General features: G+C 64.1%; 18 protein-coding genes and 1 tRNA gene. 9 read left to right on the top strand and 10 right to left on the bottom strand.

The genetic code is table 11. The annotated features are described in order from the left end of the window. Nucleotides 1-21: 21 nt before the first annotated feature. Nucleotides 22-441 carry a VOC family protein gene (locus IVB42_RS07910; protein WP_018455851.1) on the bottom strand — a complete coding sequence of 140 codons (420 nt, stop codon included), beginning with the start codon at nt 439-441 and terminating at the stop codon, nt 22-24. Nucleotides 442-566: 125 nt separating this feature from the next. Between IVB42_RS07910 and IVB42_RS07905 the strand changes: the two genes are divergently transcribed. Next, nucleotides 567-1,541, top strand: coding sequence for a tripartite tricarboxylate transporter substrate binding protein (locus IVB42_RS07905; protein WP_018455852.1), 975 nt, complete (start codon nt 567-569; stop codon nt 1,539-1,541). 146 nt (nt 1,542-1,687) lie between these two features. Then, a complete protein-coding gene (locus IVB42_RS07900; protein ID WP_247394094.1) occupies nt 1,688-1,966 on the top strand; it encodes a DUF3551 domain-containing protein in 279 nt (92 codons plus the stop codon). Nucleotides 1,967-2,038: 72 nt separating this feature from the next. Here the strand turns inward: IVB42_RS07900 and IVB42_RS07895 are convergent, their stop codons facing one another. After that, nucleotides 2,039-3,286 carry a serine protease gene (locus IVB42_RS07895; protein WP_026233040.1) on the bottom strand — a complete coding sequence of 416 codons (1,248 nt, stop codon included), beginning with the start codon at nt 3,284-3,286 and terminating at the stop codon, nt 2,039-2,041. 199 nt (nt 3,287-3,485) lie between these two features. On the opposite strand from IVB42_RS07895, the gene IVB42_RS07890 reads away from it, so the two are divergent. The 6 genes from IVB42_RS07890 to IVB42_RS07865 all read left to right on the top strand — a co-directional run bounded on the left by IVB42_RS07890 (nt 3,486) and on the right by IVB42_RS07865 (nt 7,217). After that, entirely contained in the window at nt 3,486-4,103 is a 618-nt protein-coding gene (locus IVB42_RS07890; protein WP_018455854.1) for a hypothetical protein, read from the top strand. Continuing rightward, nucleotides 4,090-4,464: a transcriptional regulator gene (locus IVB42_RS07885; protein ID WP_007616058.1), complete on the top strand. Its 375-nt coding sequence runs from the start codon at nt 4,090-4,092 to the stop codon at nt 4,462-4,464. The genes IVB42_RS07890 and IVB42_RS07885 overlap by 14 nt, the downstream gene beginning before the upstream one ends. 31 nt (nt 4,465-4,495) lie before the next feature. After that, on the top strand, nt 4,496-5,236 hold the full coding sequence (locus IVB42_RS07880) for a di-trans,poly-cis-decaprenylcistransferase (RefSeq protein WP_018455855.1): 741 nt from the start codon (nt 4,496-4,498) through the stop codon (nt 5,234-5,236). A 121-nt stretch (nt 5,237-5,357) separates the two neighbouring features. Further along, nucleotides 5,358-5,885, top strand: coding sequence for a GNAT family protein (locus IVB42_RS07875; RefSeq protein WP_085385541.1), 528 nt, complete (start codon nt 5,358-5,360; stop codon nt 5,883-5,885). A 111-nt stretch (nt 5,886-5,996) separates the two neighbouring features. Beyond that, entirely contained in the window at nt 5,997-6,683 is a 687-nt protein-coding gene (locus IVB42_RS07870) for a DNA-3-methyladenine glycosylase I (protein WP_018455857.1), read from the top strand. A 240-nt stretch (nt 6,684-6,923) separates the two neighbouring features. After that, nucleotides 6,924-7,217 (top strand): hypothetical protein, encoded by a 294-nt coding sequence (locus tag IVB42_RS07865; protein WP_007598221.1) that lies wholly within the window; start codon nt 6,924-6,926, stop codon nt 7,215-7,217. 115 nt (nt 7,218-7,332) lie between these two features. On the opposite strand, the gene dinB is transcribed toward IVB42_RS07865, so the two are convergent. Then, nucleotides 7,333-8,436: a DNA polymerase IV gene (gene dinB, locus IVB42_RS07860; protein WP_247394091.1), complete on the bottom strand. Its 1,104-nt coding sequence runs from the start codon at nt 8,434-8,436 to the stop codon at nt 7,333-7,335. A gap of 168 nt (nt 8,437-8,604) precedes the next feature. Between dinB and IVB42_RS07855 the strand changes: the two genes are divergently transcribed. Beyond that, a complete protein-coding gene (locus tag IVB42_RS07855) occupies nt 8,605-8,814 on the top strand; it encodes a hypothetical protein (protein ID WP_007598219.1) in 210 nt (69 codons plus the stop codon). A 91-nt stretch (nt 8,815-8,905) separates the two neighbouring features. Here IVB42_RS07855 and IVB42_RS07850 read toward each other — a convergent pair. From IVB42_RS07850 to IVB42_RS07820, 7 genes are all read right to left on the bottom strand, one after another. Beyond that, nucleotides 8,906-8,982 (bottom strand) — tRNA-Arg (locus IVB42_RS07850). Nucleotides 8,983-9,056: 74 nt separating this feature from the next. Further along, nucleotides 9,057-10,112: a diguanylate cyclase gene (locus IVB42_RS07845; RefSeq protein WP_018455859.1), complete on the bottom strand. Its 1,056-nt coding sequence runs from the start codon at nt 10,110-10,112 to the stop codon at nt 9,057-9,059. 1 nt (nt 10,113) lies between these two features. Beyond that, nucleotides 10,114-13,224 (bottom strand): EAL domain-containing protein, encoded by a 3,111-nt coding sequence (locus IVB42_RS07840; protein WP_247469943.1) that lies wholly within the window; start codon nt 13,222-13,224, stop codon nt 10,114-10,116. Nucleotides 13,225-13,360: 136 nt separating this feature from the next. Continuing rightward, nucleotides 13,361-14,446, bottom strand: a complete 1,086-nt coding sequence (locus IVB42_RS07835) for a branched-chain amino acid ABC transporter permease (RefSeq protein ID WP_026233042.1) — start codon at nt 14,444-14,446, stop codon at nt 13,361-13,363. After that, on the bottom strand, nt 14,443-15,453 hold the full coding sequence (locus IVB42_RS07830; RefSeq protein ID WP_247295907.1) for a branched-chain amino acid ABC transporter permease: 1,011 nt from the start codon (nt 15,451-15,453) through the stop codon (nt 14,443-14,445). Before IVB42_RS07830 ends, IVB42_RS07835 begins: the two co-directional genes overlap by 4 nt. Beyond that, a complete protein-coding gene (locus IVB42_RS07825; RefSeq protein WP_018455863.1) occupies nt 15,450-16,172 on the bottom strand; it encodes an ABC transporter ATP-binding protein in 723 nt (240 codons plus the stop codon). Before IVB42_RS07825 ends, IVB42_RS07830 begins: the two co-directional genes overlap by 4 nt. After that, a complete protein-coding gene (locus IVB42_RS07820) occupies nt 16,169-16,945 on the bottom strand; it encodes an ABC transporter ATP-binding protein (RefSeq protein ID WP_018455864.1) in 777 nt (258 codons plus the stop codon). The genes IVB42_RS07825 and IVB42_RS07820 overlap by 4 nt, the downstream gene beginning before the upstream one ends. Nucleotides 16,946-17,026 lie beyond the last annotated feature (81 nt).

The raw sequence follows: 17,026 nt of genomic DNA, 5'->3' as shown, positions 1-17,026 counted from the left end.
CGTGGGGCAGGCGGCTTGGCCTTACCGGCCGCCGTCCTCGTATGACGAAATCTCGATCAGGCTGCCATCCGGATCCCTGCAATAGACCGAGCGCAGCGTGCCGCGGGCGCCCTGCTTGGGAACCGGGCCCTCTTCGATCGCAACGCCATGTGCCTTCAAATGCGCCACCACCTCGTCGGGGCTGGCGGAGGTGAGGAAGCACAGATCCTCGCTGCCGGCGGTCTGGTGGTCCGCGGTGAACCACTCCACCTTGTCGGCATCGCGCGGCCGGACGTTGATCTTCTGGTTACCGAATTGTAGCGACGTCCGCGGCGCTTTGCCGCCGCCGGGGTCGAATACCTTGACTTCCATGCCGAGAATCTTGCCGTACCACTCGGCGGTCACTGCGACGTTCGCGACGTTGATCACGAGATGATCGAGGGCTTCGACCTTGACCGCCATGCCTTATCCTTTCGTCGTGATGCACCCCGTGTACTTTGCGCCTGCGGCAAGCTTTGTTACAACCGCGCCGACGCCATTTTCAAGCTATCTGGCTTCAAGAACAACACGTTGGGAGAACCCTTGAGATGATCACACGCCGTACCGCGCTGAGCCTGCTCGCCGCCAGTCCGCTTGCAGCCAGCCCGCTGTCGAAGGCCCTTGCCGCCGATTACCCGACCCATCCGGTGAAATGGGTGGTCGGCTATCCGCCGGGCGGAGCCACCGACATCCTGGCGCGCCTGATCGGCCAGCGGTTGTCGGAGAAGTTCGGCCAGCAATTCGTGATCGAAAACAAGCCGGGTGCCGGCAACAATATCGCCACCGAATCGGTCGTCAACGCCGAACCCGACGGCTACACGCTGCAACTGGTCAATCCGGCCAACTTCATCAACGCCTCGCTCTACACCAACCTGAAATTCAACTTCGTGCGCGATATCGCGCCGGTCGCCTCGTTCCAGCGCGTGCCGAACGTGATGACCGTCAACAAGGACGTGCCGGCCAAGACCGTCGCCGAGTTCATCGAATACGTGAAGGCCAACCCCGGCAAGGTCAACATGGCCTCCTCGGGCAACGGCACCTCGGTGCATCTGTCCGGCGAGATGTTCATGGCGCTGACGGGCTGCAAGATGCAGCACGTGCCCTATCGCGGCGCCGCACCCGCGATCACCGACATGCTCGGCGGCCAGGTGCAGGTGATCTTCGACAACATGCCCTCGATCATCCAGCACATCCGCTCCGGCTCGCTCCGCGCCATCGGCGTCACCACGGCGGAGCGCTCGCCGCAGCTGCCCGACGTGCCGGCGATCGGCGAGACCGTGAAGGGCTACGAGGCGAGCGCGCTGTTCGGCATGGGGGCGCCGAAGAACACGCCCAAGGAGATCATCGCCAAGCTCAACAGCGAGATCAACACGCTGATAAAGGAGCCGGACATGGCCAAGCGCCTGGTCGAACTCGGCGGCGAGCCGCGGGCGCAGACGCCCGAGGCGTTCGGCGACGAGATCAAGGCCGAGACCGAGAAATGGAAGAAGGTGGTCGAGTTCGCCGGCCTGAAGGTCGAGTAGCGATCTTGTGATGTCCGGGAATGGAGCCCTGCCGTTCGGCAGGGCTTTTTTCTTGGATGCCGTGCCATTGAGCTGGAATAAAGCGGCTTCGTGAAACCTGATGGGTATATGGCGCGTATGATGCGCTGTGAGGAGAGGAGTAGATCATGCGTAAGACGCAATTGGTGCTGGTGGCACTCGGCGTGACAGCCCTTGCCGGCTTCGCGACGGTTACGCCGGCAGCGGCGCGCGACTATCCTTGGTGTGCCCAGGGCGGTGAGTATGATTATCCGGGGGAATGCTCCTACAGCAGCTATGAACAATGCCAAGCCAGCGTGTCCGGCCGGCTGCTGTACTGCGATGGCAATCCCCGCTTTGCCTACAGCCAGGTTTCTCCGGCGCAACCGCGATCGCACCGGCGGCCGCGCCCCGTCGCGCCGTACTAGCGAGCTGGCTGACTTCAGCCCGGTTGGAGCGCCTCGTATAGGCTCGACGCCTCCAGCCGGCCCGCGTTGCCGCTACCGCTTCGCGTCGGCCTGCTCGATTCCGTTGCACGAGATCAGCATCGTGTAGGGCCGCGCATTGCCCGCGATGTCTGTGGTCTTGATCTCGCCTTTCGGTTCGGCAGTCTGGTAAGGCACCACGGAGTTGTCGAGGAAGTCGCGCAACGCGCCGGTCTTGATCGCGAAGTTGATGTTTTCGGGGATGTTGCCGGTCGCAGCGGCCATCCGTAATCCGTCCAGCTTTCCCGTAACGACGCCAACGATCTGCCCGGTGGTGTCGAACAGCGGGCCGCCGCTATTGCCGGGCTGCACCGGCGCACTGATTTGCAGGAAACGCGAATCGTTGCGCATGCCGCTGAGCGAGCTGACGATGCCGGTCGTGACGGTGAAGTCCGAAGTCAGCAGCCCATGGAAGGGAAAGCCGATCGCGACGACGGAATCGCCGGAGCGGATCGAGCGGTCGCGGATCCGGGCGAACTCCTTGAACATGGTCGTCGACGGCGCCTGCAGCAAGGCGAGGTCGTTGTTGGCGTCGCTCGACACCACGCGCAAAACCATTCCGGCTTCGCCCGTGAGATTGCCCTTGATGTCGCCGACGCAGCCATTGATCACATGGTTATTGGTGACGACGTGTCCGCTGGCACTCACGACGAACCCGGTGCCGCTCTTGGCTCTGGCAGGTTTGCTGCCGTTGGCTGGCGGTCCCTGCTTGTCCGGCGCTGGCTGCGGCTTGGCGGCGATCTTGGTGAAGTCGCCGGCCTTGTCGAGCCCGTCGGCTTTCACCTTGGTGACGCAATTGGCCAGTGCCGCAATCACGGGCCCGGCCGAGGTCAGGTCGAAATTCAGCACGGTGCGGCCGCTCGTCGCGACCATCAGGCTTGCCTTCTGAAACGTTCGTACCACGTTGGCAGGCATGACGGAGCTGAGCATGTTCGTCTGGTTGGCCGTGGCGAACAATCTGGCTTGCTCCTGTCCGTCAAAGATGACGTCGATCGCGGCATTCTCGCCCTGCTTGAAGCGGTAGCTGGGACTGGCAAAGCTCAAGATCCACGAGCCCCCAGCATTCTGGCCGACGACGAGAATGACGCCGTTGGCATAAGGCGCCGTCGCGGCACAATGCGAGAAGGCTCCCGTTTCGTCATTGCTGAACGCGCCGCCGACCCAGTTGCCGATTTTGACGCTGCCGAATGGGCCGGCTGCCTGTGCTGCGGTGACGACGCTCACCTGCAATAATGACGCAACGATGAATGGCTTAAGCCACATACTCTCCCCCCAGCGCGTTCGCGCGCATCTTATCCGCGGGAGGACGTCTCGCGCAACCGGCAGTTGTCTGTTGAGGACGGATCCTCTCGGGCGACCTTCGGGACTTGCCTTTACTTTGCAATCCGATATGCTTTGCGGTACAAAGTAACAGACGGATAGACCCGGCAGGGATAGGCGGAGCGAGGTTTTGGCGTTGCCAATGCGCGATCTCGACAAGGCACTGGCCGACATCGTGGCGATCCGCAGCCAGATTGCGGCAGGCACGGCATTTCGCGGTTACGGCCCGGCGACGATGGCCGCGACCGGCGCGGTCGCGCTTCTCACCGCGATCCTGGAATTCTGGCTGCTTGGTGATGCCACCAGCGAACCGCTCGGCTTCTTCTTCGGCTGGTTCATTGCCGCCGCGCTCTCCGGCCTGATCATCGGCATCGAGATGCGCGCGCGTTCGCGCCGCCATCATTCGGGCCTCGCTGATGCCATGATCCACCAGGCCGTCGAGCAATTCCTGCCCGCTGGCGTTGCCGGTGTGCTGCTTGCGGTGGTGATGTGGAAGTTCGCGGGCGAAACGCTGTGGCTGCTGCCGGGCCTGTGGCAGATCCTGGTGTCGCTCGGCATTTTTGCCTCCGTCCGTTCGCTGCCGCGCACCGTGGCGCTCGCCGGCGCCTGGTATTTCATATCCGGCTTTGCGGTGGTGGTGCTCGCGAGCCAGACCCATACGCTGTCGCCATGGACCATGGGCCTGCCCTTCGTGATCGGGCAATCGGTGATGGCGGGCATTCTGTATTTCGCATCGGGAGACCATGATGTCGAAGATTGACAGCGCACCCTTCTCTTATGAAGGACTGGACCGCGTGATCCACGAGAAGGCGAGGCTCGGACTTCTGACCTCGCTGATGGCGCATCCGAAAGGTCTGGCGTTCGCCGATCTCAAGCAGCTCTGCGGCCTCACCGACGGCAATCTCAGCCGGCATCTCGCCGTGCTCCAGGAAGCCGGCCTCGTCGAGGTGACCAAGGGCTATGAGGGCAATCGCCCGCACACGACCTGCCGCCTGACCAAGGCCGGCCGCCGCCGCTTCCTCGACTATCTCGCCGTGCTCGAACGCCTGGTGCGCGACGCAGCCAAGGCTGCCGGCCGCGAGGCGGCGCCGCTCGGCCGTCTCGGTATCGTCTCGACCTGATCCTCCCCCTTTTTTGACCGGAGACTTTGCAATGCAAAGTGACCTTGTGTCCCGCAACGACAAGCTTCACGTCGGCATCATCATGGATGGCAACGGCAGATGGGCGACGCGGCGCGGCCTGTCGCGCGTGCGCGGCCATGAGGCCGGCGTCGAGGCGATCCGCCGCATCGTCGAGGCCGCGCCCAAGCAGGGCATCGGCACGCTGACGCTCTACGCCTTCTCGACCGACAATTGGCGAAGGCCGAAGGCCGAGGTCGCCGCGCTGATGACCCTTCTGAGATTCTACCTCGGCAACGAGGTGCAGAGCCTGGTCAAGAACGGCGTGCGCCTCACCGTGATCGGCCGGCGAGACCGCCTGCCCGACGGTATCGCCAATGCGATCGCGCGCGCGGAAGACGCCACCGCGCACGGTGGCACGCTTCATCTGCGCATCGCCGTCGACTATTCCGCCCGCGACGCCATCCTCAACGCGGCGGCGAAGGCGGCGGCGCTGACGAGTCTCACCCGCGAGGCGTTCTCGCAGCTCGTCACCGGCGAGGCCGGTTTGCGCGACGTCGACCTCATCATCCGCACCTCGGGTGAGAAACGGCTGTCGGACTTCCTGCTCTGGGAAGGTGCCTATGCCGAGCTGCACTTCACCGAGCGGATGTGGCCCGAATTCGACGCAGGCGATCTCGCTGCGGCCCTGGCCTCCTTCCACGGCCGCGAGCGTCGCTTCGGCGGCCTCCAGGCGATCGTGCCGGAGGAGGTGCCTTCACTCTCTCGCGTGTGACGCCCGGCACCGAGCAACGAACTGTTCGTTTTCGGCCGCAAGATTGGCAGCACCGTCCAAGCGGTAAGCGCGCGGTCTCGGCTAGGTGTGCATTCGATGCAACCTGCCGAGAGCCGCGCGCATGTCACAGCCGTTGCTGGATGCCATTGTCGAGTCAGCCGAAGGCAACGCCACGCTTCGTATCAGGCCGGCCAGCGCGTCCGATGTCGAGATCCTCTCGATCTATTTCACGAGCCTCTCCACGACATCGCGCAACAAGCGCTTCATGGGCGCGCGGGCGGACTTTGCAATGATCGCGGCCGAATGCGTCGCCAAGACCAGCAATCCCGGTCATTTCACCCTGCTCGCCGAGATCAGGCACGAAGGGCAGGGCACGATCATCGGCGAAACCAGATACGCCTACGATGCGGCTGCACGGCATGGTGATTTCGCCATCTCTGTTGCCGATGGCTTTCAGCGCCAGGGCGTCGGCCTCCAGATGATGACGGCGATGGAGAGGCACGCGAGCGATCTCGGTCACGAGATGATTGCAGCCGAGACCGCGCGCGTGAACGCCGAGATGCGCGGTCTTGCGAAGAAAGCGGGGTTCGAGGACACCGGTCTCGGAGACTGGCAGTCGGTCCATCTCGCGAAGCGTCTGTCGCGATAGCCGGGCTTGCCGCGAACCGAGCAAGCGCGACCGAAGTCGGCGGACGTGGCGGAGCTGGACCCGAGCGTCGAATTCTGGTGTCGTGGCACACCCTCAATCGCGTGTCTCCCAATGACCTCCTTCAAGACCATTCGTGCGCGCGCCGAAAAACGCAAGGGCGGGCCCAAGGCGCTCGAAAAGCTGATGCCGGAAAAGCCCGACCTGAAGGGCCTCGCCAAACGCGGCGACGACCGCATCCTCGCAGAGATGACGAAGCGTGTGTTTTGCGCGGGCTTTGCCTGGAGCGTGATCGAGACGAAATGGGACGGGTTTGAAGACGCCTTCCTGCGTTTCCAACCGGCCAAGCTCACCTTCCAGCCGGAGGATTATTGGGAGGACCTGCTGCGCGACGCGCGCATCGTGCGCAACGGTGCCAAGATCATGTCGGTGCGCGACAACGCGGCCTTCGTCCAGGAGATCGCAAGAGAGCACGGCAGCTTCGGCAGGTTTCTGACGAAGTGGCCGCCGTCCGACCAGATCGGCCTGCTCGAGCTTCTAAGCAAGCGCGGCAGCCGTTTGGGTGGCAATACCGGCCAGATGCTGCTGCGGTTCGTCGGCTGGGACGGCTTTGTGACGTCCAGGGACGTCGTGGCCTGCCTGCGCGATGCCGGTCTCGACATTGCCGAAGAGGTCAAGTCGAAGGGCGATCTCGCCAAGGTGCAGGCGCAGTTCAACGCCTGGGCCGAGGAGACCGGGTTGTCCTACACATATCTGTCACGCATCTGCGCGCTCTCTGTTGGCGAGAACAGAAGCGAGTAACGAATTCGGCTCTTGAAATCAGCTCTTGGAATTTGGCTCTTGGGATGTTGAATCATGTGCATCCTGTGGCGATCTGGTGCCGCAAGCGCGGCAGACGCGACGCGCGATCACGAAATGCATTTCTCCGGAACATTTGTGCGTAGCACCTGTTCGGAAGATTGGGCCAGGCGAACATCAGCGCAGGGAACGCCCGCTCTGGCTCAGCTCAGTGAAACCGACGTGACAGAAACGGAGCAGCTCATGAAGCTCACATCCGAACAGGTGAAGCAGACCGTCAACCAGCTCGGCGCTCAAGTGCTGCCCGACGAGCATCCCGCGATGCCGCAGCTCAACAGCATGTTCGGCGAGCACACTTTCTTCGTCGATGAGACGGGGCTGAAGGTCGTCGAGCCCACGGCGCCGCCCGGCACCGAGCGTCAGAGCGGCGAAGTCGTCAGCCTCGCCGATTGGGGCGATTCCGAGCTGACCCGCCTGATGGCACACGAGCCCGAACCGACGGGCGTGATCGTCGTGTTCGAGCACGTGAGGCATTGATCGGGCCCAGCGGATCGTCCTTCGGCGGCGAGTCTGAAAACCCGCCACCGTAGATTCGCGTTGCGAGCGCGCTCGACGTGGCTCTCTGCGTCCGCCGAAAGCCCGTCGGTTTGGTTCAGATGCCGAGAGTCAGCTGCGGCGGCTCCGCATCGTCCCCGGCCTGGAGGGAAGACAGCGAGACCCCCAGCAGCCTGACGCTCTTGGGCAGCGGAATCTCGACTTCGAGCAGGCCGCAAGCCAGCCGCTCAAGATCGTCCCGGCCTGCAACCGGCGAAAGAGCGGACCTGCTGCGCGTGATGATCTCGAAGTCGGCAAACTTGATCTTCAAGGTGACGGTGCGGCCACGGCTGCCCGTCGCCTCGCAATGGCGCCACACCTTGTCGACGAGCGGCTTGAGCTCGGCGACCAGCGCGTCGAATTCGGTGAGATCGCTTGAGAACGTGGTCTCCGCGCCGATGGACTTGCGGACCCGGTTGGCCCGGACCGGCCGTTCGTCGACACCGCGCGAAATCCAGTAGTAATAGGCGCCCGACTTGCCGAAATTCGCATTCATGAACTCCAGCGTCTGACGACGAATATCGAGACCGGTGAACATGCCGAGCGCGTTCATCTTCGCACCCGTGGCCGGGCCTATCCCATGGAACTTTCCGACCGGCAGGGTCTCGACGAAGGCGGGTCCCATCTCCGGTGAAATCACGAACTGACCGTTGGGCTTGCGATGATCGGAGGCGAGCTTGGCCAGGAACTTGTTGTAGGAGATGCCGGCCGAGCCGTTGAGGCCCGTCTCGGCCTTGATCCTCTCGCGGATCCTGAGCGCAACATCACGCGCCAGCGGGATGCCCTGCAGGTTTTCCGTCACGTCGAGATAGGCCTCGTCGAGCGACAACGGCTCGATGATGGGGGTATGCTCCGCGAAGATGTCGCGGATCTGCCTAGAGATCGCCTTGTAGACCTCGAAGCGCGGCTTGACGAAGATCAGATCGGGACATTGTCGCTTCGCCGTCACGGATGGCATGGCAGAGCGAACGCCGAACTCGCGGGCCTCATAACTGGCGGCCGCGACGACGCCACGTTCCGCGGAGCCTCCGACGGCGACCGGCTTTCCGCGCAGCTCCGGATGATCGCGTTGTTCCACGGACGCGTAGAAGGCATCCATGTCGATATGGATGATCTTGCGGACGGGCGAAGCTTCGCCGGTCGCCGTGTCGGATTCGCTCATGGCAAGATGATACAATCGAGCGATGAGAAGCGCGAGGTGGGTGTGGTTCAGCGCTCGAGACAGGCTGGCCGCCGCTCCGGGATGTCCCACTTCATCAAAAAACAATCTCAGGCTTGTGAGTGGCCAGCATGGCCACGCGCTCTAATATGAGGCTGCGGAGGACAGCCCATGCAATACAGCTCCGAACTCATTCGAACGATGCGTCAGGCGCTGGAGGCCGTGATGGCCAGCGTGCCGCCCGATCAGTCGGTGTTCGGCCTGAAGGCGGCGGTCGCCGAATGCATCCTGAAGGCGGCCGCACACGGTCAGACGTCCTACGACGGACTGGTCACGTCGGCTTCCGACCAGGTTCAGGCGATCATCTCGATGCTGAATTGAGGTGGGCTTGCGCCGAGCAGGCGATGACCTGAGCGGGCGGGGTAACAACGCAAATCGGGTGAGGGTGCCTCCAGCGCGCACTGGAGGAGACTGGCGCACCCGACACGATTCGAACGTGTGACCTTTGCCTTCGGAGGGCAACGCTCTATCCAGCTGAGCTACGGGTGCTAGTCGAGGTTCATTTAGCCGATTGGCGGAGGGTGGGCAACCGCTTCCGCCGGCTTCGTCCAGGCTGATTTGGGCTAGGCTGATTTACGAGTCGCGCGGTCAGGAACCGGCACGCCGTCCCGCCCGAGCTTGGCGAACTCGGCGAGCAGCCGTTCGGAGCACATGACGCGGTTGCGGCCGAGCCGTTTGGCCGCATAGAGCGCCTGGTCGGCCGCGCCCAGCAGCCGTTGGGGGCTGTCGTCGGTTTCGTCCGGAATGTGGCTGGCGACGCCGACACTCAGGGTGACGTGCTCGCCGGCACCGATGGCGCCGTGGGTGACCCGCAAGGCCATCACCGCGCAGCGGATTTCGTCGGCGATGGCGCAGGCGGCATCGCAACCCATGTCCGGCAGGATCAGCGCGAATTCCTCGCCGCCATAACGGCTGGCGAGATCGAGCGGGCGCACGGCATACCGGCTGACGACGGACGCGACCGCGCGCAGGCATTCGTCGCCGCTCTGGTGGCCGTGGCGGTCGTTGAACAGCTTGAAATGATCGACATCGACGAACAGCAGCGCCATGGGCTTCTGCGTCCGCTGGGCGCGGGCCCATTCACTCATCAGCATCTGGTCGAACGCGCGGCGGTTCGACAGGCCGGTCAGCCCGTCCTTGGTGGCAAGCTCCTTCAGGGCCATCTCGGCGCGCTTCTGGTCGGCAAGGTCGCGCAAAGTCTCCACCACCGCGATCAGATGGCCGGCCTCGTCGTGAATGGGGCCGGCGTCGATGGCGAGATAGAGCTGGCTGCCGAGCTTCGGCATCACGCACCAGTTTTCGGCGCTGAAGCCGAGCCCGTTATGACCGCGCGCGGCATATTCCGAATAGAACGCCGGCAGCTGTTCCGGGCGGTCGAGCGCGACGAGGTCAGCGAGGCAAGGGCGCCTGGTCTCGTAGAAGGCCTGCCAGTGCTTATTGGTGCCGATCACCTCGGAGGCGGCGACACCGGTCAGCCGCTCGCAGGCCCTGTTCCAGATCACGACGCGGCGCTTGGGGTCGATCACGAAGGTCGGCACCACCAGATGCTGCATCAGCCGCACGGCATAGGAATCCGCAACGTCGACCGTCTTGGCTGGCGTTTTCCCCGGCTTCGCCATCTCAGGCCACCGCCGCCACCGGCAAGGCATGGCTCGAACCGAACAGCTTTCGCACTTCGCTGGCCGGCTTCGGTCTGCTGAAGAGATAACCCTGCATCTCCGTGCAGCCGAGCGCACGCAGCATCTCGCGCTGCGCCTCGGTCTCGACGCCCTCCGCGACCGTGGTCATGTCGCTGGCGGCGGCGATGTTCACCACCGCCTGCACGATCACGGGCGCGCCGCTCGTCTCGGCGATATCAGCGACGAAACAGCGGTCGATCTTGATCTTGTCGAACGGAAAGCGCTTCAGATAGCTGAGCGAGGAGTAGCCGGTGCCGAAATCGTCGAGCGCGATGCGCACGCCGATGGCGCGGAGCTGGTGCAGGATCGAGAGCGCCGCCTCGTCGTCGCGGATCAGCACGGCCTCGGTGATCTCGAGCTCGAGCCGGGAGGGGGCAAGTCCGGAAGCGACGAGCGCGCCGGCGATCCGCAGTGCCAGCGTGTCGCATTTGAGCTGCACCGGCGAGACGTTGACCGCGACACGCACATGCGCCAGCCAGGTCGCGGCCTCGTTGCAGGCCATGCGCAGCACCCAGTCGCCGAGCTCGTTGATCAGGCCGGTGTCCTCGGCAATCGGAATGAACTCCGCCGGCGACACCATGCCGCGCTCGGGATGCCGCCAGCGCAGCAGCGCCTCGCAGCCTGTGACCTCATTGGTGCGCAAGTCGACCAGCGGCTGATAGTGGATCTCGAAACCGCCGTTCACCAGGGCCTGCCGCAGATCCTGCTCCAGGCTCAGGCGCGCCTTGGCGCTCGCATCCATCTCCGGCTCGAAGAAGCGGTGAGCGCGGCGTCCTCCGGCCTTGGCGCCGTACATCGCGAGATCGGCATTCTTGATGAGCTGGTCGAGATCGGTGCCGTCCTGCGGCGCCATCGCGATGCCGATGCTGGCGTCGGTGGAGAGCTGATGGCCGAAGCAGTGATAGGGCCGGCGGATCGCCTCGAAGATCCGCGTCACGAATGACACCACGTCGGCGGACGACTTGATGCCGGTCTGGATCACCGCGAATTCGTCGCCGCCGAGCCGCGCGATCAGGTCGTCCTGTCCGAGGCAGCCGCGGATGCGGGCGGCGATTCCCTTCAACAGCTCGTCGCCGACGTGATGGCCGAGCGAATCGTTGATGCCCTTGAACTCGTCGACGTCGATATAGAGCAGCGCGAACTGACTGCCGCCGCCGACCTTCTCAAGTTCGCGCTCGATCTGCTCGCGGAATAGCGTCCGGTTGGGCAGGTCGGTGAGCGCATCGTAATGCGCCATATGCGCGATCTTCTCGTCGGCGCGCCGTCGTTCGGTGACGTCCTCGACCACGTTGATGAGGTAACGCGGCTCGCCGGAATTGTCGCGGATCCCGATCCGGGTCGAGGTGATGTAGCGCATTCCCTTGGCCTGGCTCTGCCAGGCATGTTCGTCTTTGAACAATCCCTCGGTCATCTGCAGCGCCTTGCTGTCGTCGTCGGTGACGACTCTGGCGGAGGCATCCGGGTAAATGTCGAAGGGAGTCTTGCCAACGATGTTTTCACTCGATTGGCCGAATTGCTCTTCCGCGGTCCGGTTGACCAGCAGATATTGCCGCGTTTGAGCATCCTTCACCGTGATCTGCGATGGGATGTGGTCGATGATCTCGCGCAGGAACATGTAGTTGCGGTCGCGTTCCTGCTCCAGATTGCGGCGTTCGGTGATGTCTTCGATCGTGGCCACCCATCCGCCCTGCGCGAGTGGGGTGTTGATGACCTGGAAAGCGCGGCCGCTCGGCAAGTGATGGCTTCTGGTGGAGACCGTGCCCTCCGCGACGATCCTCATGACGTCGGCGCAAAATGCCTCGACATCGCCTTCGAACGCGCCGCGCTCCTTGCGATGATACATCGCCTCGCGGATGTGACAGCCGGGCTTGATGACGTCGTGGGAGAGGCCGAACATGTCGGCGTAGCGGCGGTTGCAGGTGACGATGTATCCGGCTGCATCGTACAGGATCAACCCTTGCGACATGTTGTTCAAGGCGGTGTCGAGCCGCCCTCGCTCCGCTTCCAGCCGCTGCTGCGCCTCCCGATTCTGACGGCTGATCTGGCGAACGATCAGGAACAGGATCAGCGCAATCACGGTCGCCGAAAGCGCGGCGGTGGTGACCATGAAGCCGGTCTGCTGCCGCCAGTCGGCCAGCGCCGCGCTCGTGGTGTTGGTCGCGACGATGACCAGCGGGAAATGCGAAAGCGAGGCGCCGGAGCCGAGGCGCTCGTCGCCGTCGATCGGGCCCCTGACGCGCAGGGTGTGCCGGCCACCTTCGGCCAGCATCTTGCGCATCAGCGGCGCGTCCTTGAAGTCCCTGCCGATCAGCTCTTCGACATGCGGGTAGCGCGACAGCATCTTGCCATTGCGGTCGAACAGCGAGATCGCCGTGCCCTCCGCAAGCGCAACGGATGCGAAATAGTTCTGGTAGCTGTCCGGATCGATCCGGCGGACCATCGTGCCGAGGAAGCTGCCGTCCACGCCGCTCAGCCGACGTGCGACAATCGTGGTCCATTTGCCGATGATGAAACTGCGGACCGACTCCACAATCACCGGTTCGGCCATCGGATCGGATTTGAAGGTCTGGAAGTAGGCGCGCGAGGAGATGTTGATCTTGGGCAGCGGCTGGGCTCGCGACCAGTTGATCAGCTCGCCGTCGGCATCGTAGATCGCGATGTCGCCGAGATAAGACACCGAGCTGATCTTGCTCCGCAGCATCTGGTTCGTCGCGGGTCCGGACATGCGCTCGCGGAAAGCCGTGGCGGAACTGATCTCCGGCAGATTCATCTGCCCGATCACATCGGCGGCGACGACGTCCGCATCTTCGAATTGTTGATCGAAGTGCCGCGCGATCAGCTGCACCGTGTTTTCCAGCTCGCGCTCGCGGTTGGTCAGGGTACGTTCGCGAAATTCGCCGACGGCCATGGCGGTCACCGCGAAGATCCCGGCGACCAGCAACACGCCGCACAAAGTAAGCCACAGCACCGGTCCGCGCCGGATGGCTGCCTCCCAGCCGTGCTTCGCGGCTAGGAACATTCGTGACGCAATCTCTGCAAAGACCTGGCGCATTCCCTCCCCCTGGAAGGACAGGAATACACCGCACAAATGGCGTAAAGCTTAGGAAAGCCAGTTACCTGGGGGTTAATCTCGTTGCACGAATACGGTTGCGCCGAGCGAGCCGCCGCGCTGCATCATGAATCACGCGTTAATGCGATCCGCTCGCGCTCTTGTCGCCGCCGAGATTGCGCAGCCGTCCGACCACGCCGGTCGGAAAGAAGTAGACGCTGGCGATGAAAAGCAGCCCGAGCCACAGCAGCCAGCGGTCTGGATGCAACAGCCCCGGCAGCAGTGGCAGGCCGGCTTCCGAGGCCGCCTTGGAGGCGACGCCCATCAGCGCCTGCAGATAGTTCTGGGCGAGGATGAAGATGGTGGCGCCGATGATCGCGCCGTAGATCGTGCCCATGCCGCCGATCACGACCATCAGCAGGATGTCCAGCATGATCGAGAAGCTGAGCGAGGTATCGGGACCGGCATAGCGCAGCCACAGTGCATTGAGAATGCCGGCGCCGGCGGCGACCAGTGCGGCGATGCAGTTGGCGTAGCTCAGGTGGAAAACGGTGCGGAAGCCGAGCGCCTCGGCGCGGAAGCGGTTTTCGCGGATCGCCTGCAGCACGCGCCCGAACGGCGAGTTCACCACCCGCAGCAAAGCGAGGATCATCAGGGCCGAGACGGCGAACACCAGATAGTAGGTCAGGAGGCGGCCGTTGACCTCGAATCCCAGCACGTTCTTCGAGATCAGCACCGTGCCGGGCCTGAGCAGCTCGGGCAGCTGAAAGCTGCGCCCGTCTTCGCCGCCGGTCAGCCAGGACAGCTGCGAGGCCAGCACCTGGAAGGCGGATGCGACCGCGAGCGTGATCATGGCAAAGAAGATCGCGGCAACCCGCAGCGAGAACAGTCCGATCGCAAGCGCAAGCAGCGCGGCAAGCGGCAGGCCGACCACGATGCCGGTTGCGACCGCGCCCCAATTCGGGCCCATCCCGTACAGCGCGATCGCGATCGCGTAGCTGCCGATCCCGTAGAACATGGTGTGTGCGAATGACACCGAGCCGGTATAGCCGAGCAGGAGGTCGTAGGAGGCGACCAGCGCGGCGAAGACGCAGATCTTGGCCGCGACGTTCAGCGCCTTCGCCCCGGGAGACAGGAACGGCGTCGCCACCAGCGCCAGGATGATGAGGACGAGAACGAGCGTGAGCACGCGGCTGCGCGGCGGATCGCCTGACAGGATCATCATCGGCTGGTCACCGCATAGAGGCCGCGCGGCCGCCACATCAGAATGGCGACCATCAGCAGGATATTGGAGACGAGGGCGAGCTTAGGCACCAGGAAGCCGCCGTAATTGGCAATCATCGCCACCAGGATCGCGCCGATGAAGCAGCCGCCGATCGAGCCGAGGCCGCCGATGATGACGACGATGAAGATCAGGACGGTGAGGTCGTCGCTCATGGAGGCGTGGACTTGCTCGCGATACAGCGCCCACATCACGCCGCCGAGGCCGGCGAGCGCCGATCCCGTCATGAACACGCCGAGGAACAGACGGCGAATGCGATAGCCGAGCGCCTCGACCATCTCGCGGTTCTCGACGCCGGCGCGGATCAGAAGGCCAAGCTTGGTTCGGTTGAGCACGAGCTGGATCGCGATGAAGACGGCGAGGCCGATCAGCGTCGCCAGCACGCGGTATTTCGCGATCGCGACGTCGCCGAGGATGAAGGAGCCGCGCAGCGACGTCGGCAGCGGCGTCGGGATGATCTGCGGCCCCCACACCGCATAGAGCGTCTGCTCGGCGACGATCAGGCCGCCCGTCGTCATCAGGATCTGCTTCAGATGCTGACCGTAGACGGGCAGGATCAGCACCCGCTCGACAACCAGCCCGAGCGCGCCGGATACCGCCATCGACAGCAGTGCCGCCGGCGCCAGCACCGCGAGGTTAGTCCACAGCGAATCCGCCTGGAGGGAAGCGGCGAACGGCGCCAGCACCAGGGTCGCGACATAGGCCCCGACCGCGATGAAGGCGCCATGGCCGAAATTGAGCACGTCCATCAGGCCGAACACGAGCGTCAGGCCGGAGGCCATGATGAAGATCATCATGCCCATCGCGAGGCTCGCGGCCGTCAGCGTCAGCCAGGTGCTGGGCGAGCCGATCAGCGGGATCATCACCAGGGCGACCGCGATCGGCAGCAGGATCGGCGCGATGTCGCGCTTCGGCTTCGGCAGCGGATCGGTTGCGGCGAGCTCGGTCATTGATGCGTCTCCAGGCTCAGGCCGAGCAGCCGCTCCTGCAGCGGCACGTCTGAGGCCAAGGCCGCCATCTCGCCGCGATGAACGATGGTGCCGTTGTCCATCACCAGCACGTTGTCGCCGAGCTCGCGGGCGGCAAAGAAATTCTGCTCGACCATCAGGATCGTGGCGCCCTTGCGCTTGATCTCCTTCAGGCACTCGATCAGCGCCATCACGATCGCCGGCGCCAACCCCTTGGTCGGCTCGTCGATCAGCAGGAGCTTGCGGGGTTCGATGATGGCGCGGGCAATCGACAGCATCTGCTTCTGTCCGCCCGAGAGACTTCCCGCGCGCGACAGCCAGAACCGGCGCAGCGCGGGGAAGAAGCCAAAAATCCAGTCCAGCTGGGCGTCGTCGAGTGGTCCGTCGCGCGCCGCCAGCACCAGATTTTCCTTCACCGTGAGGTCGGAGAACACCGCCATGCTCTCCGGCACGTAGCCGACGCCGAGCCGCGCGATGTCGGGCGTCGCACGGCTCTCGATGCGCTCGCCGGCGAGGCTGATCTCGCCGGAGGAGGCCTGCCAGAGGCCCATGATGGTGCGCAACGTCGTGGTCTTGCCGGCGCCGTTGCGGCCGAGCAGCATCGTGGTCTGCCCCTGCGCGACAGCGAGATCGATGCCCTGGAGGATGTGATAGCGGCCGATATGAGTGTGAACACCGGAGAGCCTCAACAGATCGGTCATGCTGCGCTCCCTGCAACTTTATTGGGCGCGACGCCGAGATAGGCTTCCTGCACGATCGGTGACGCAATCACCTCGGCAGGCCTGCCGTCCGCAACAAGCTGCCCGTTATGCAACACGATGATGCGGTCGGCGAGCGATCGCACCACGTCCATCTTGTGCTCGACCAGGAGAATGATCCTGCTTTTGTCCTGCTTGAGCTGCGCGATCAGGTTCAGCACGACCGGCACCTCGTCGATGCTCATGCCCGCGGTCGGCTCGTCGAACATGAACACCTTTGGCTCGAGCGCCATCATCAGCGCGACCTCGAGCTTGCGCTGATCGCCATGCGACAGTGCGGTCGCGGCGACGCCACGGCGGCCGCCGAGCGCGACCTGATCCAGGATAGCATCGGCGCGGGCGATCAGATCGCGGCGGACCATCCAGGGCCGCAACATGTCGTAGTGAGTGCCGTTGGCGGCCTGCACCGCGAGGCGGACGTTTTCCTCCACCGACAGATTCGGAAAGAGGTTGGTGAGCTGGAAGGCGCGCCCCAGGCCTGCGCGCGTCCGCATCGGCGCGGAATGCTGGGTGATGTCGGTGCCGTCGAACAGAATGCTGCCGCTCGATGCGCGGAGCTGGCCGGAGATCAGGTTGAAATAAGTGGTCTTGCCGGCGCCGTTCGGGCCGACGATCGCGGTGAGTTCGCCCGGGCGGAAGCTGCAAGTGACGCTGTTGACCGCGACATGGCCGCCGAAGCGGATGGTGAGGTCGCGGGTTTCGAGGGTCAGCGTCATGGCGGATCTGGCAAATGATGAGAGGAGAATTTGTCCGCGATCAGGCTGCGCTCCCTCTCCCGCTTGCGGGAGAGGGTGGGA

It is taken from the genome of Bradyrhizobium sp. 45 (assembly GCF_023073155.1).
Lineage (GTDB): Bacteria > Pseudomonadota > Alphaproteobacteria > Rhizobiales > Xanthobacteraceae > Bradyrhizobium > Bradyrhizobium canariense_D.
Note: the sequence above shows the minus strand (reverse complement) of the source record. Positions and strands in the feature narration are given on the sequence as shown.